This is a genomic window from Deinococcus radiophilus (assembly GCF_020889625.1).
GTDB classification, from domain to species: domain Bacteria; phylum Deinococcota; class Deinococci; order Deinococcales; family Deinococcaceae; genus Deinococcus; species Deinococcus radiophilus.
Genome location: NZ_CP086381.1, coordinates 127,199 through 141,078 on the forward strand (window position 1 = coordinate 127,199; position 13,880 = coordinate 141,078).

A 13,880-nucleotide genomic window follows, 5' to 3' on the forward strand; every position below is an offset into this window, starting at 1 on the left:
CTGAGCGATATGACGACGAGCGCCTCCTCACCGACCCCCGCGCAGGCGCCTGCCGGGGCTTCTGGCCGCACCCTACGCGTGCTGGGCCAGTACCTGGCGCCCCTGAAATGGTGGGTGCTGGGCCTGGCTGCGCTGCTGCTCACCTCCACCGCACTGAATCTGCAACTTCCACAGTTACTGGCCCAGTTTGTGGACACGGCCCGCGAGGGTTCCGGGGCCGACTTGGATCTGCTGACCCGGCTGGCGCTGACCTATATCGCGCTCGCCATCGGCGTACAGATCATGAACGCCCTGGCGACCTACGTGGGGGCGCGGGTGGGCTGGCGGGCCACCAACCAGCTGCGCGCCGACCTGACCCGGCACCTGCTGAGTCTGGACATGGCCGAGCACAAGGAACGCACCCCCGGCGAACTGATCGAGCGGATTGACGGCGACGTGACCGCGCTCAGCAACTTCTTCTCGCAGTTTGCGGTACGGGTGTTTGGAGCTGGACTGCTGCTGATCGGGGCACTGTTCATGTTCTGGCGGGTCAACGCCTGGGTGGGCCTGGGTGTGACCACTTTCGCCCTGATTACCCTCTGGGCCATGAATGCCGTCCGCAAGCACGGGATCGAACCCACCGAGCGTGAGCGTGAAAGCAGCGCCCAGCTGTACGGCTACGTGGAAGAACGCCTGGCCGGGCTAGATGATGTGCGGGCTCTGGGGGCCGGTCAGCACCACCTGCACCGTTTCCTGGCCGTGCAGCGCGAGTATTTCGGCAACTTCCTGGCCTCGTGGAAGGCGCGCGCCATCGTCTGGCAACTCAGCATGGGCCTCTTTGCTGCCGGGTATGTGGCGATTCTCTCAGCGGCAGTGGGACTTTATGCTGCCGGAGCAATCACGCTAGGCACGGCCTTTTTGATGTATCAGTACATGAGCATGGTGGAAGAACCGATTGACCAGCTCAGCCAGCAGCTGCAAGACCTGCAAAAAGCCGGGGCCAGCCTCTCGCGCATCGGAGAGCTGCTGGCCCTGGAGTCGGGGCTGCCTTCGGGTACGCAGGAACTGCCCTCGCAGGCCCCAGACTTGACCTTTGACCGGGTAGATTTCGCCTACGAAGCAGGGGGCGAGCGGGTACTGAAAGACGTGTCCTTCCAACTGCCCGCTGGGCAGACCCTGGGCTTACTGGGCCGCACCGGCAGCGGCAAGACCACCCTGACCCGGCTGGTGTCGCGCCTGTACGACCCAACTGGCGGCGAGGTGCGCCTGGGCAACCTCAGCATCACCGATATCGCCCTGCCCAGCCTGCGTGAGCGGGTGGCCGTGGTCAGTCAGGACGTGCAGGTCTTTCAGGCCAGCGTGCGCGACAACTTGACCTTTTTTGATCCGCAGGTCTCCGACAAGCGGGTGGCCGCCGCGCTACACGAAGTGGGACTGGGGAGCTGGTTGGCGGGGCTGGAAGACGGCATCCACACCCCACTGCCCACCGGCAGCCTCAGCGCGGGGCAGTCACAGCTGCTGGCCTTTGCCCGTGTGTTGCTGCGTGACCCGGCCGTCATCATCTTGGACGAGCCGAGCAGCCGCCTGGACCCCGCCACCGAAGCCACCCTGACGGCCGCAATGGACCGCCTGTTGCATGGCCGCACCGCCATCGTGATCGCCCACCGCCTGGAAACGGTGGCCCGCGCCGACCGCATCCTGGTGCTGGGTGCCGGCGAGGTGCTGGAATTTGGCGAACGCGAGGAGTTGGCCGCTGATCCTAGATCACAGTACGCCGCCCTGCTGCGCGCCGCTGCTGGACAGAGTGAACAAAGTGCCGAAGAACTGATGGCCGAACTGAGTGCCTGAACCGCTGGCCGTCTGAACGCCTAGAACCACATCCCCATCCCCCCCAAAGGAACCCCCATGACTTCCAGCCTGGAACCACACAACCCGTACCGCATAGATGGCCGCCAGACCTTCGCGCTGGCGCGGCGGATCATCGCTTACAACCCGGCGCTCTTTTTTATCAACATGGTGCTGTGGGCCAGCGTGTATCTGCTGCCGGCGGCCCTGGCCTGGGTCACCTCCGAGCTGTTCCGGCGTCTGGAACTGGTCACGCCGGGAACCGCCGAAGCGGCGCTGGGCGGCGTCTGGATCATGCTGGCGGCCTTCGCGGCAGCGCGGCTGATGCGCTTTGGCGTGTTCTACGCGGCCTTCCTCAAATTCATTGAGCTGCTGGCGACCACCGGGGCACTGGTACGCCGCAACCTGCTGAACTATCTGCTGACGGCGTCCGGTTCGCGTGCCCTGCCAGACACCCCCGCCGAAGCGGTCAGCCGCTTCCGTGACGATGTAGAGGACGTGAACCAGTACATCGAAGCCTGGGTGGACGGCTTCGGGATGGCGCTGTTTGTGCTGGTGTCTGTCTGGCTGATGGCACGGGTAGACCCCCTGATGACCGCGCTGGTGGTCGCACCCCTTTTCCTGATGATTCTGGTGGTCAGTAAATTGGCGCCCCGCATCCGTACCTACCGCCGCCGCATGCGCGAGGCCACTGCCCGCGTGACCGACTTTATCGGAGAGACCTTTGGCGCGGTGGGGGCTGTCAAGCTGGCCGGCCAGGAAGGGCAGATGGTCGCGCACCTGGAGCGTCTGGGCGTGACCCGGCAAGACGCGGCGTTGAAAGACGTGCTGCTGACCGAACTGATCCGGGGGGTGAACACCAACATGGTCTTTCTGGCGACTGGCGTGGTGCTGCTGCTGGGATCGCGGTTGGTACTGAGCGGCGACATGGTGGTGTCAGACTTCGTGCTGTTCATCGGGCTGCTGCCGCGCCTGACCGGCACCCTGGGCTTCTTTGGCGACTGGATCGCCACCCACCGCCGCACCGGGGTGGCCTTTGAGCGCATGCACCGCCTGATGACCGACGCTCCTTTTGGCGAAATGACCCGCCACGCCCCGCTGTACCTGCGCGGCGAGGCCCCGGAACCGGCCCCACTGCCCTCCAAAAGCGAACCGCTCCGCACGCTGGAAGTGCGGAACCTGAGTGCCGACTACGGCGGCGCAGGAGGCGTGCAGGACATCAACCTGACCGTGCGCCGAGGCCAGTTCGTGGTGATCACCGGGCGGATCGGCAGCGGCAAGAGCACCCTGGTGCGCGCCGTGCTGGGCCTGATTCCGCGCCAGGGTGGACAAGTGCTCTGGAATGGAGAGCAGGTGGACGATCCAGCCAGCTTTTTCGTGCCGCCACGCTCGTCGTATACCGCGCAGCTGCCAGGCCTCTTTTCGGACAGCCTGCGGGAGAACGTTTTGAGTGGCGGGGACGCCTCCGAGCTGGACCGCGCCATTCGCCTCGCGCAGCTTGGGGACGACTTGGATCAGCTGGGACATGGCTTAGACACCCCGGTGGGCGCCCGCGGCGTCAAGCTGAGTGGCGGACAGATTCAGCGCACCGCCGTGGCGCGGATGCTGGCGCGTCAGGCCGACCTCCTGGTCTTTGATGACGTGAGCAGCGCCCTGGACGCCAAGACTGAAAGTGCGCTGTGGGACAGCCTGGCTGGCGAGCTAGATGCCACCTGCCTGGTGGTGTCGCACCGCCGCGCCGCACTCAGCCGCGCCGACTGGGTGGTCGTCCTGAGCGAGGGCCGAGTACTGGATCAAGGCCCGCTGGACGAACTTCTAGAACGCAGCAAAGAAATGCAGGCGCTGTGGGCTGAAGAAAACACGGAAGCAGCGCCAGATGGCTCTCATGACGGTCTTCTTTCCTGAATACAGACAGCTGCTTACCTCCTGACAGCTCATCCCCAAGACGGCCACTTGCTTTTGGAGCTGGGCGCAGGGACCGCCTATTGCCCCAACGTCCTCACATTTAGGACAAGTCTGGCTGCCTTGTCCGAATGCAAATGCACAGGCCACTTGTAGAACTGTCCAAATCCAATAACGATGGAATTCTTGGCGTTCTCAACGCAATTTTTTGTCTGGAGAGTCACCCAGGCCGGATCAGGCCCGATGAAGTTGGCGCCATTTCAGCCTGAACCCAGGCCCGTCCAAGCCGTCTGAGTGGCCGCTATGATGAGCCCATGACCATCACCGCCACCAATCCTCACACTGGAGAAGCCCTCCAGGACTACGCTTCACACACTCCTGAGCAGGCCCAGGCCATGGTGGAACAGGCCCATCAGGCGTTCCTGACTTACCGCCGCACCAGCTTTGCCGAGCGCGCCGCCCTCATGAACCGCGCCGCCGACCTGCTGGAAGAGCGCGTGGAAAGCCTGGCCGAACTGGCCACCAATGAGATGGGCAAGACCCTGGAATCTTCGCGCCAGGAGGTGCTGAAATGCGCCAAAGCCTGCCGCTACTACGCGCAGGAAGCCGAGAATCACCTGGCCCCGACGCCGATCAAGATGGACGGCCAACGCGCCGAAGTGCGTTACTTGCCGCTGGGCGTGATCCTGGCCGTCATGCCCTGGAACTTTCCCTTCTGGCAGGTGTTCCGCTTTGCGGCCCCCACCCTGATGGCCGGCAACACCGGACTGCTCAAGCACGCTAGCAACGTGCCCGGCTGCGCCATGGCGATTGAGGATATCTTCCGTGACGCCGGCTTCCCCGAAGGCACCTTCCAGACCCTGATGATCGGCGCCCGCGACGTGGAAGCGGTGCTGCGCGACGAGCGCGTCAAAGGCGTCAGCCTGACCGGCTCCGAGGGTGCAGGCCGCGCCGTGTCCAGCACCGCCGGGGACGTGCTGAAACCCGCCCTGATGGAACTGGGCGGCTCAGACCCCTTTATCGTGATGCCCAGCGCCAACCTCGAAGGGGCCATCGGCACCGCCGTGACCGCCCGCACCATCAACAACGGCCAGAGCTGCATTGCAGGCAAGCGCTTCATCGTCCACCGCGACGTGTACGAGCAGTTCCGTGACGGTTTCGTGCAGCAGATGGGCGCGCTGAAAATGGGCGATCCCATGCAGGAAGATGTGGACCTCGGCCCGCTGGCCACCGCCAAGATCCGCGAGGAACTGCACGAACAGGTGCAAGACGCCGTAAGCAAAGGCGCCGAGCTGCTCGTGGGCGGCGAGATTCCCCAGACCAGCGGCTACCACTACCCCGCCACCGTACTGAGCGGTATCACCCCCGAGATGCAGCTGTTTGCCGAAGAAGCCTTTGGCCCGGTGGCCACCCTGTATGTGGTAGGCAGCGTGGACGAGGCGATTGAGCTCGCCAACGCCACCCGCTTCGGCCTAAGCAGCAGCGTGTGGACCAACGACGAGGCCGAGCAGGAGCGCTTTATTGAGGGGCTGGAAGCGGGCGCGACCTTTATCAACGCTATGTCGGCTTCGGACCCACGTCTGCCCTTCGGCGGCGTCAAGGCCAGCGGCTTCGGGCGCGAACTGGGCCGCGAAGGCATCCTGGAATTCGTGAACTCCAAGTCCATCCTGGTCGGTGACGGCGGCGTGGACACCAGCAAGACCGAGTAAACGCATATATTCAGCCGCCGCCTGCCCAGTGATACGGGTGCAGGCGGCGGCTGATTATTGGAGATTCAATTTCTCTGAATCAAATCAGGGTAAACACAAGCGTGGCTCCGGCCCTGCCCCCTGTGCCCGGCGGCGTACTTCGCGCAGAGTTTGTTCACCAGTCCACTGCACCCCATGCCTCCGAAAGCTGCTGCTCAGGCTCTGGGCATCGCGGCGCAGCAGCAAATCGAAGTTCGGGTTCTGCCGGGTACTCAGCTGGGGAAAATCTATGATGACTACGCTGCCTTGCCACCACAGCAAGTTGTAGGTGCTGTAATCGCCGTGCACGTAACCCAGCCGGAGCATGTCAGCCATCCCCTGCACGGCTTGCTGCCAGGCCTGCTGAGCTTCGCAGGAGGTCAGCCGCACTTCGCTGAGACGTGGCGCAGGCTCGTCCTCAGTCCCGATCAGGCGCATCAGCACCGCAGGAACCGTTCCAGCGTAGGTTTTGACATTGGGGCCGACCAGCGGCTCCGGTACGCTGAGACCCGCTTGCCACAGCTGCCACAGGTGGGCGTACTCGGCCATCACCCAGTCAAATTGCAGCATTTCCAGCCCCTTACGGGTGCGGTTGGCCATGGCGCGGGCTGCACGCTGATCCGTAATCACCTGACCTGCACGGTATATGCCATCGTTCTTGAAACTGCGGGCCGACAGATCACGGTAAATCTTGACCAATACACTGCCTTTTTCGCTGCGGGCCAGGTAAGTAGTGGCTTCCTTGCCGCTTTTGAGCTCAGAAACCAGTTCGGAAATATGCCCCAGGTTCAACAGGCGCCGAATAACATCATCTGCCACCTCCCCGCTCTCATCGGCAGTGAGGTCAGACAGCTTACGGCGGGCTTGAGGTCTGATTTTTTTGCGGCGCAGGCGTTGGTCACCGTCGTCCCACCCTTCCAGAGAAAAGCGGGGACTCATGGGTGAACCTGCTCAGGTTTGGGGCCGAGGACAGGCACCAAGGAGGGCAAAACACGAACAAAAAGAAGCAAAACAACTCCGATCTACTTGAATGAAACTCAGTGGGGTAGCCGTCTGATTGTTGAGATCAATTTTTGTCATATCGCACCTCCTTTACGCAGTGAGAGTACAGCTTAGCAAAATGCAGAGCGGAATATTCAATGCCCATCTGATTCAGCCCCCAACCCCCTTGAACGGTGGAATAGGTGATGAGGTTCGTCAAGCCTTGGTCGGCACCCGCGCGGCGATGTACCAGATGCCAGCCAGCCCCACCAGCACCCAGCACACCTGCCCGACAAGCACGGGGATCCGGCCCAGGCTGAAGCTCACGGCAATGGCAATGCTCAAGTAGGCGATCCATTTGGCACGGCGCGGCATGCCCAGGCCCCGGCGGTAGTCGTCCACCAACGGCCCCACCAGCGGCAGATCCAGCAGCCAGCGTTCAAAGCGGGGACTGGAGCGGGAAAACAGCCAGGCCGCACCAATCAAGAACACCGTGCCGGGCATCCCAGGCAGCACCGTTCCAAGCACGCCCAGGCCGCTGAGCAGCAGCCCAGTCACAATCGCCAGTGGACGTAGCGGAGCCGGCAAGAGCCAGCGGTCCTCCGGTGGGGGCGGCGGGGCAGGCGGAGGAACGGTCATGCTGACAGCATACGGGTTACCTGTCGCTGCCAACCGTCACCTGAAATGGCCAGACCACCATGAGAGGCAACCTAGGGCCGACTAAAGCGAAATGACCCAGTGATACGTTGCGGCGGATAGTTTCAGATGAAATAGTTCCATACGAAATGACAGAAGCTGTTTCTCCCCCTCCCCTCACGCCCACCGAGACCGACCAGCAATTGTTTGATCTGGTCCGCGCGGTGCTGCGGCTCTCACGCCGCTTTACAGTCGCCGTGGATGGCCCTCTCGAAGCCGAATTGGGGCTGAATATCCGCCAATTGCTGGTGTTGGCTACTGTCGTAGACGGCCAGGACACTCCCAGTCAAGTGGCCGAATCGCTGGGCCTGACACCGCCCACCGTGACCCGGCTGATCTCGGCTCTAGAGGACCAAGGCTTACTGGAACGCGGCCAGGTACCGGGCGATCTGCGCCGCTGTCAGCTGCGCGCCACGCCAGCAGGCGAGACGCTGCGCGGGCAGATGCGCCAGCTTTCGCGCCATACGGTGCTGCAAGAGTTCGGGCGGGTAGATACCGCCGCTGTCAGCGCTGCCGCCGCCAGTCTGTCCACCCTGGAAGCTGCGCTGGACCAGGCGGCGACACGGCCCTCCCCTGGCCCATCCACCACTGACCCGCAGTCCCAACCGCTTCAGGAGGCCAGGGCATGACCCCTCCGCCAACGCCGATCACCCTCAGTTCCCGCGAGAAGCAGATGGCTTTTATCGGCATCCTGACGGTGCTTTTTTTGGCCAGCATCAACATGACCGTAGTCGGCAGCGCCATGCCGCGCATCATCTCCGAGCTGGGCGGGTTTGAGCTGTATGCCTGGGCCTTTACCATCTACTCGCTGGTGACGACCATCACCATTCCGATTGCCGGCACCCTCAGCGACCGGCTGGGTCGGCGCCCCATTTTGCTGTTCGGCATTGTCGTGTTTGCATTGGGCAGCGCTGCGCTGGCCTTCGTGCAAGATATGAACGGCCTGATTGCCCTACGCGGCGTGCAGGCCATCGGCGGTGGTGCGCTGATGGCCATGGCCTTTACGGCGATTGCCGACATCTTCACGCCGATTGAACGCGGCAAGTACCAGGGGTACACCGGGGCCGTGTGGGGGGTCAGCTCGGTGGTGGGACCGTTGGTAGGCGGGTTTTTGACCGACCATGTGGGCTGGCGTTCGGTGTTTTTCGTGAACCTGCCGTTCGCCCTGCTGGCCGGGTACTTCATCTGGCGCTACTTCAGGTTGCCCCCCTCCAAGCCGGACGCGGCGCGGGGCCTGGATGTCATCGGAATCGCGCTGCTCACCACTGCTGTCACGGCGCTGACCCTCGCCACTTCCTGGGGCGGTGCCGTCCACGCCTGGACCAGCCCTACCATCCTCGGCTTGCTGGCACTGACCGTCGTCAGTGGGCTGGCCTACGCCCGGCACTCCATGAAAGCCGCACAACCGATTGTGGATCTGCGGTTGCTGCGGGTGCCCACCATTTCACTCGGTTCACTGACCGGCTTTCTGACCAGTGCAGCCATGTTCGCTGCCGTGATGTATCTGCCGCTCTACATGCAGGGCGTACGCGGCACCTCAGCCACCATCAGCGGCCTCGCACTGGCGCCCCTGATGGGCGGCATGGTGCTGTCCAGCACCCTGAGCGGACGGTGGGTCAGCCGTTACGCGCGCTATAAACCCGTCATTGTTCTGGGTGCCTTGGTCGCCACCGTCGGCATGCTGCTGACCGCCACGCTGGGCCTGCACACCCCGATGTGGTGGGCCATTGCCCTGATGGTCCTGACCGGCGTAGGCCTGGGCGGGATCAACGCCCAGTTGACCCTGGCCATTCAGGTGGCTGCGCCACCGGAAGAGGTGGGCAGCGCCACCGGGTCTATGCAGTTTTACCGCCAGATCGGCGGCACCCTGGCGGTCAGTCTGTACGGTGCGCTGGTCGCCGCTTATATGGCGCGTCACCTGAACGGAGCCCTGCCAGCCGAGGTGGATCAGCTGCCTGCCGGTGTGCGGGCCGAAGTGACCGACCCGAACTTGCTGAGCAACCCCGACGCCATTGCCACGCTGACCCGTGACCTTCAGGCCAGCGGTCAAGCCGAATTGCTGGAGCCTGTACTCACCGCTGCCCGTGAGGTGCTGGCCGGGTCACTGTCCCAGGTCTTCCTGTGGTCAGGCCTGCTGATGGCGGCGGCTTTTCTGACCAGCTTACTGCTGCCGGAACTGTCACTGCGGGGACGGGGCACAGCCGCCAAAGAGCAGCCTGAGGCTTCTGCATCTGACCTTCAAAGGTCGGCTGAGCCCACGCCCGCCAACGATTGATCGGCACAATTGATCGGCACACAGAGAAAAGGGAGGCCGCCGACGCGCCGCCTCCTTTTTTTATCGCTTGTGTAATGACAGAGCTTAGCTGTTCTCAGCGCCGCCTGTCTTAGCGGCCCGCCAGAGGGTGTCGCTGTCGCCGTAGCCGCTCACCTGTTCCGGGGACACCTCTCCCCGCCGTTCCAGTTCGGTCAGGGCCACTTGCACTGCCGCCGTGTCCAGCTCGAGCAGGGCAGCCAACTCATCGGCAGAATGGGCTTTGGGGGCCTCGCGGGTCAGAAAATCCAGCACCCGCAGCGTCTCAGAGAGAGTAGTCATGCTCCCAGTCTAAAAGGGGGGGCAGTCGGCTCTCTGTGCCGGGGCTTTGTGACCCCTGAAGGTTACCCATATCTCAGGGCCAGCCTTGCAGCGGCAGCCAAGGACTAGCCAGCCGCTGCCCGGTAGGATAAAACATGTGAGTTCGCTCAAGGTGCCTTTATAAGTCGCCTCCTTCACTCCCGCCGAATTCGGCAGCCACACGGGCTTTTCAGGGCCCTTCTCACCGTGCCGCCTGCTCTTGTTCGCCCAACCCAGCCGCAGGACTGATACTCACTTCCTGCAAGGAGACCCATGACCCAGATTCCTTTTACCCGCCGCCCCTGGCTGGACCGCTTCTTCGGTCTAACCGAGGCGAACACCACGGTTCGCCGCGAGCTGCGCGCTGGCCTGACCACCTTCCTCACCATGAGCTACATCCTGTTCGTCAACCCGCAGATTCTATCGGCGGCGATTGACGTTCCTAACGCCTTCGTGCAACTGCTGATGGTCACGGCCATCGCGGCGGCCTTCGGCTCGGCGGTGATGGGCCTGGTTGCCAAGTACCCTTTCGCACAGGCACCCGGCATGGGCCTGAACGCCTTTTTCGCCTACACGGTGGTGCTGGGCATGGGCATCCCCTGGCAGACAGCACTGGGCGCCGTGTTTATCTCCGGGATCCTGTTCGTCCTACTGAGCGTGGTGGGAGCACGGCAGGCCATCGTGGACGCCATTCCGCTCTCGCTGAAGCTGGCCATCACGGGCGGCATCGGAGCCTTTCTGGCCTTTATCGGCCTGAAGAACGCCGGTATTGTCGTGGATAACGAAGCCACCCTGCTGGGCCTGGGGCAACTGACCAGTGCCCCGGTCTGGATCGCCATGATCGGCCTGCTCATCTCCGGAGCCCTGATGGCGCGGCGCGTCACCGGAGCCATCCTGTGGGGCATCCTGGCCAGCACCCTGATTGCCATCGTGACTGGAGCACAGGTATACGTCGGCCCTGACGGCACCCTGGGAGCCTTTAGCGGCTTTACCGGGTCTATTGCGGGCATCATCAGCGCTCCGATCTGGCCCGGCGATCTGGTCGGGCAGATGGACCTTGCCGGGGCGTTGGGCCTGGGCGTCCTGAGCGTAGTGCTGACGTTCTTCTTTGTGGATTTCTTCGATGCCACCGGCACCCTGACCGGCCTGGCCCACCGCGCTGGCTATATGAAAGAAGGCCAGGAAATGCCGCGCGCCCGGCGCCTGTTCGCCAGCGACGGTCTGGCCGCCATGTTTGGCGCTTTCATGGGGACCAGCACCACCACCGCCTATGTCGAAAGTGCCAGCGGAATTGAAGAAGGCGGGCGTACTGGCCTGGTCGCGGTCACCGTCGCCGTACTGTTTCTCTTGGCCATGTTCCTCTGGCCGCTGGCCTCAGCCATTCCGGGGGCCGCCACCGCCCCGGCGCTGATTCTGGTGGGCGCGATGATGCTCGAAGGCCTGAAGCACGTGGACTGGGACGACATCACTGAGGCGCTGCCCGCTTTCCTCACGCTGCTGTTCATGCCGCTGACCTTCTCTATCGCCAACGGCGTCAGTTTTGGGGTGATCAGCTACTGCGGCCTCAAGCTGCTGAGTGGCCGGGGCCGCGAAGTCTCCCCGATTCTGTACGGCATCGCGCTGCTGCTGGCGCTGCGCTACGTCTACCTGGGGGAATGATTTTTCTTAATACCAGGCCGCCAGGAGAGCTTTCCTGGCGGCTTTTTTATACTTTGGAGCAGGATGCGTGTTTTCTTCCCTACCATCAACCTACTGCTGGCGCTGGGTATCGTCCTGCTGACGTTCTGGCTCTGGCCACAACTGCCTGATAGCATCCCAGTTCACTGGGGGTTGGACGGTCAGCCCGACCGCTTCGGCGAACGTGGGGCGATGCTGGGCGGATTGGTGTTCTTAGGGTTCACAGCCGTGGTCGTCTGGGACGCCCTACGTGCTCAGCCGGGAGTGCAACAGTCGGCCCCGGCGCTGACAGGAATGCTGCTGCTCCCATTGGGTCTGGTGCTGGATACGGCCACCGATTCGGGGCTCCTGACAGGGTTGCCCCCGCTGGACTGGACCTTCGCGGCGCTGGGTGGACTGCTGCTGCTGGGGCGGGTGTTGGGCCAAGCGACCCGTCCAGACGTAGCTGGCAGAGGTGCTCCCCAGCAGATGCAAAAGCTGCTGCAAGCACTGGGCCTGTTCACGCTGCTGTATGCCGCACTGCCCAAAACGACCATGCTGTCCTGGCTGTGGCTGCTGGGCCTGCTGCTCACTGGGGTGTGGTCCTGGCAGAGCGGCCCAAGGACGGCCCGCCAACCGTAAACCCTCCATGAGATCAACGCCAAGGCCACCTTACGGCCCATGCACCCGCCCCGCTTGGCGGGCTGCTTGAGTAGAAGGGTCTGACAGCCCAGGTCCGAACCACTTTGCTCTAACCCTGGGCGAAAGGAGCTTTATGACCCGCAACCGTGACGAACGAGTAGGCCGTTCTTTTGGCAGCAGCGACTACGATTACGACTACCATGATCAGCCCCGCTCCGTGCGCCAGGCCGACATGAGCCTGCAGGAGCGTGACCAGCGCAGCGCCCGCCGGGGCGAAGTAGACATGGACACGTTCATGCGCGGTGACTACCGCCGGGGCGACACCGATGACGACGGCCAGGGCTTTATCCATCCGGGATCACGTCAGTACGTCAACGACGGCCCACGCCAGCGCCAGCCACGGGACGGCCAGTGGCAATACCGCACTGAAGAAAACTATGTGGCCGACCAGGGCCGCCGTGAACTGGGCGAACGTGGCTATGACGATGGACGCCACTACGGTCAGACCCGTCTGGAGCGCCCTTCCCACGGTGAACGCCGCGAGCAGGATCGCTGGAGCGAAGGACCGGCCCGCCAAAGCGTGCATGTGGCCGGAGCCTACAGCGCCGAACAGGCCATGCAAAGCCACCGCGGTAAAGGCCCCAGGGGACACCAGCGCAGCGATGAACGCATCCGCGAGGAGGTCAACGAGGCACTGGAAGACTCGCACTGGGTGGATGCCAGCGACATTGAGGTCACGGTAGAAGCTGGCGAAGTAACCCTCAGCGGTACGGTGGCAGACCGCCAGCAAAAGCGCAGCGCTACCGACTGCGCAGAAGATGTGCGCGGCGTGCGTGACGTCCATAATCAGTTGCGCCTGCAAAGCCACCGCTGACATTCAGCCGGAAATACAGCGACCTTGTGAAGACCGGGGGTAGAGTCCTGGTCTATTTTCTACGTTCCAGTTGGGGCATCAGGGAGCAACAATGCTTTGATGGAGAGCAGTGCATCTCCGCGCGGCTCATCCACTGGTCCGATGGGTCATTCACCTACAACCGCTGACCAGGGCCTAGCCCATGTTTAGGTCACGCTCTGTACCTGCACACCCTCTGCGGCCATCACCCGGCGGGCCTCGGCGGGGGCGGCGTCGGTCACCCAACCATGCAACTCTGCAAAGCCAGCGAACGGCGCAAACCCACGTACGCCCCATTTCGCGCTGTCGGCAATCAGGACCGTGCGGGCCGAGCGGGCCATCACAGCAGATTTCTGGTGGGCTTCGGTCAGATTGGAGTTGGTCGGGCCCCGCTCGGGGTCAATGCTGGTGCAGCCCACGAAAAAGAGGTCATAGGTATACTGTTCCAGCGCCCGCAGCGCATCGGGGCCCGTCAGGCTGTAGGTGCTGCCATACACTTCGCCGCCCACCACGTACAAGCAACATTCGCCGTTCAGCTCGTAGGCCACATCCAGCCCGTGCGTAACCACCCGCAGCGTCCCCGTGAGGGCGGGGCGGGTGCGCAGTGCCGCCGCCACCGCCCGCGCCGTGGTCCCGGCGTCCAGATACACGGTCTGACCCGGCGCGATCAGGTCACAGGCCAGCTCAGCCAGGGCCTGCTTGGCCCCGGCGCTCTGACTCTGGCGCTCCAGATAGCGGATGTCACGGCTCAGCGGGGCAGCCCCACCGTGCAGTCTCTCAAGCTGCCCCTGGGCAGCCAGCACTTCCAGGTCACGCCGCACAGTGGCCCCGCTGGCCCCCAGAGCCGCGATCAGGCCCTGGGTCCGGGTAAACCCCTGGCTGCTGAGCAAGTCAAGGATGCGCTGCTGCCGTTGCTGAGGATGCAAATTGCTCATCTTCGCTCAATTTT

Annotated in this window: 12 protein-coding genes; 8 read left to right on the forward strand and 4 right to left on the reverse strand. The window is 63.5% G+C overall.

Annotation, left to right across the window (positions count from 1 at the left end):
* The first annotated feature begins 9 nt into the window (after positions 1-9).
* The 3 genes from LMT64_RS11495 (at position 10) to LMT64_RS11505 (ending at position 5,435) form a co-directional block, all read left to right on the forward strand.
* Entirely contained in the window at positions 10-1,827 is a 1,818-nt protein-coding gene (locus LMT64_RS11495) for an ABC transporter ATP-binding protein (RefSeq protein WP_126352678.1), read from the forward strand.
* A gap of 57 nt (positions 1,828-1,884) precedes the next feature.
* Positions 1,885-3,729, forward strand: a complete 1,845-nt coding sequence (locus tag LMT64_RS11500) for an ABC transporter ATP-binding protein (protein ID WP_126352677.1) — start codon at positions 1,885-1,887, stop codon at positions 3,727-3,729.
* Between the two features lie 311 nt (positions 3,730-4,040).
* Complete coding sequence (locus tag LMT64_RS11505; protein WP_126352676.1) at positions 4,041-5,435, forward strand: NAD-dependent succinate-semialdehyde dehydrogenase; 1,395 nt, start codon at positions 4,041-4,043, stop codon at positions 5,433-5,435.
* Positions 5,436-5,519: 84 nt separating this feature from the next.
* Here the strand turns inward: LMT64_RS11505 and LMT64_RS11510 are convergent, their stop codons facing one another.
* Both LMT64_RS11510 and LMT64_RS11515 read right to left on the reverse strand, forming a co-directional pair.
* A complete protein-coding gene (locus tag LMT64_RS11510) occupies positions 5,520-6,392 on the reverse strand; it encodes an RIO1 family regulatory kinase/ATPase domain-containing protein (protein ID WP_126352675.1) in 873 nt (290 codons plus the stop codon).
* Between the two features lie 258 nt (positions 6,393-6,650).
* Positions 6,651-7,073: a YbaN family protein gene (locus LMT64_RS11515; RefSeq protein ID WP_126352674.1), complete on the reverse strand. Its 423-nt coding sequence runs from the start codon at positions 7,071-7,073 to the stop codon at positions 6,651-6,653.
* A 146-nt stretch (positions 7,074-7,219) separates the two neighbouring features.
* Here LMT64_RS11515 and LMT64_RS11520 point away from each other — a divergent pair, with 146 nt between their 5' ends.
* On the forward strand, positions 7,220-7,759 hold the full coding sequence (locus LMT64_RS11520) for a MarR family winged helix-turn-helix transcriptional regulator (RefSeq protein ID WP_229253513.1): 540 nt from the start codon (positions 7,220-7,222) through the stop codon (positions 7,757-7,759).
* Entirely contained in the window at positions 7,756-9,405 is a 1,650-nt protein-coding gene (locus tag LMT64_RS11525) for an MDR family MFS transporter (RefSeq protein WP_126352673.1), read from the forward strand. The genes LMT64_RS11520 and LMT64_RS11525 overlap by 4 nt, the downstream gene beginning before the upstream one ends.
* Before the next feature lie 84 nt (positions 9,406-9,489).
* Here the strand turns inward: LMT64_RS11525 and LMT64_RS11530 are convergent, their stop codons facing one another.
* Positions 9,490-9,723 carry a MarR family transcriptional regulator gene (locus tag LMT64_RS11530; RefSeq protein ID WP_126352672.1) on the reverse strand — a complete coding sequence of 78 codons (234 nt, stop codon included), beginning with the start codon at positions 9,721-9,723 and terminating at the stop codon, positions 9,490-9,492.
* A gap of 291 nt (positions 9,724-10,014) precedes the next feature.
* Here LMT64_RS11530 and LMT64_RS11535 point away from each other — a divergent pair, with 291 nt between their 5' ends.
* From LMT64_RS11535 to LMT64_RS11545, 3 genes are all read left to right on the forward strand, one after another.
* Positions 10,015-11,400: an NCS2 family permease gene (locus tag LMT64_RS11535; protein ID WP_229253514.1), complete on the forward strand. Its 1,386-nt coding sequence runs from the start codon at positions 10,015-10,017 to the stop codon at positions 11,398-11,400.
* Positions 11,401-11,463: 63 nt separating this feature from the next.
* Positions 11,464-12,039, forward strand: coding sequence for a DUF1648 domain-containing protein (locus tag LMT64_RS11540; protein WP_126352670.1), 576 nt, complete (start codon positions 11,464-11,466; stop codon positions 12,037-12,039).
* Between the two features lie 133 nt (positions 12,040-12,172).
* Positions 12,173-12,913 (forward strand): BON domain-containing protein, encoded by a 741-nt coding sequence (locus tag LMT64_RS11545; protein WP_126352669.1) that lies wholly within the window; start codon positions 12,173-12,175, stop codon positions 12,911-12,913.
* Between the two features lie 185 nt (positions 12,914-13,098).
* Here the strand turns inward: LMT64_RS11545 and LMT64_RS11550 are convergent, their stop codons facing one another.
* Positions 13,099-13,866 carry a DeoR/GlpR family DNA-binding transcription regulator gene (locus LMT64_RS11550; protein ID WP_229253515.1) on the reverse strand — a complete coding sequence of 256 codons (768 nt, stop codon included), beginning with the start codon at positions 13,864-13,866 and terminating at the stop codon, positions 13,099-13,101.
* Between the last annotated feature and the right edge of the window lie 14 nt (positions 13,867-13,880).

Coding starts and splice junctions, on each gene's coding strand:
- LMT64_RS11495 (WP_126352678.1), top strand. CDS start 10: ATGACGACGAGCGCCTCCTCACCGACCCCCGCGCAGGCGCCTGCCGGG.
- LMT64_RS11500 (WP_126352677.1), top strand. CDS start 1,885: ATGACTTCCAGCCTGGAACCACACAACCCGTACCGCATAGATGGCCGC.
- LMT64_RS11505 (WP_126352676.1), top strand. CDS start 4,041: ATGACCATCACCGCCACCAATCCTCACACTGGAGAAGCCCTCCAGGAC.
- LMT64_RS11510 (WP_126352675.1), bottom strand. CDS start 6,392: ATGAGTCCCCGCTTTTCTCTGGAAGGGTGGGACGACGGTGACCAACGC.
- LMT64_RS11515 (WP_126352674.1), bottom strand. CDS start 7,073: ATGACCGTTCCTCCGCCTGCCCCGCCGCCCCCACCGGAGGACCGCTGG.
- LMT64_RS11520 (WP_229253513.1), top strand. CDS start 7,220: ATGACAGAAGCTGTTTCTCCCCCTCCCCTCACGCCCACCGAGACCGAC.
- LMT64_RS11525 (WP_126352673.1), top strand. CDS start 7,756: ATGACCCCTCCGCCAACGCCGATCACCCTCAGTTCCCGCGAGAAGCAG.
- LMT64_RS11530 (WP_126352672.1), bottom strand. CDS start 9,723: ATGACTACTCTCTCTGAGACGCTGCGGGTGCTGGATTTTCTGACCCGC.
- LMT64_RS11535 (WP_229253514.1), top strand. CDS start 10,015: ATGACCCAGATTCCTTTTACCCGCCGCCCCTGGCTGGACCGCTTCTTC.
- LMT64_RS11540 (WP_126352670.1), top strand. CDS start 11,464: ATGCGTGTTTTCTTCCCTACCATCAACCTACTGCTGGCGCTGGGTATC.
- LMT64_RS11545 (WP_126352669.1), top strand. CDS start 12,173: ATGACCCGCAACCGTGACGAACGAGTAGGCCGTTCTTTTGGCAGCAGC.
- LMT64_RS11550 (WP_229253515.1), bottom strand. CDS start 13,866: ATGAGCAATTTGCATCCTCAGCAACGGCAGCAGCGCATCCTTGACTTG.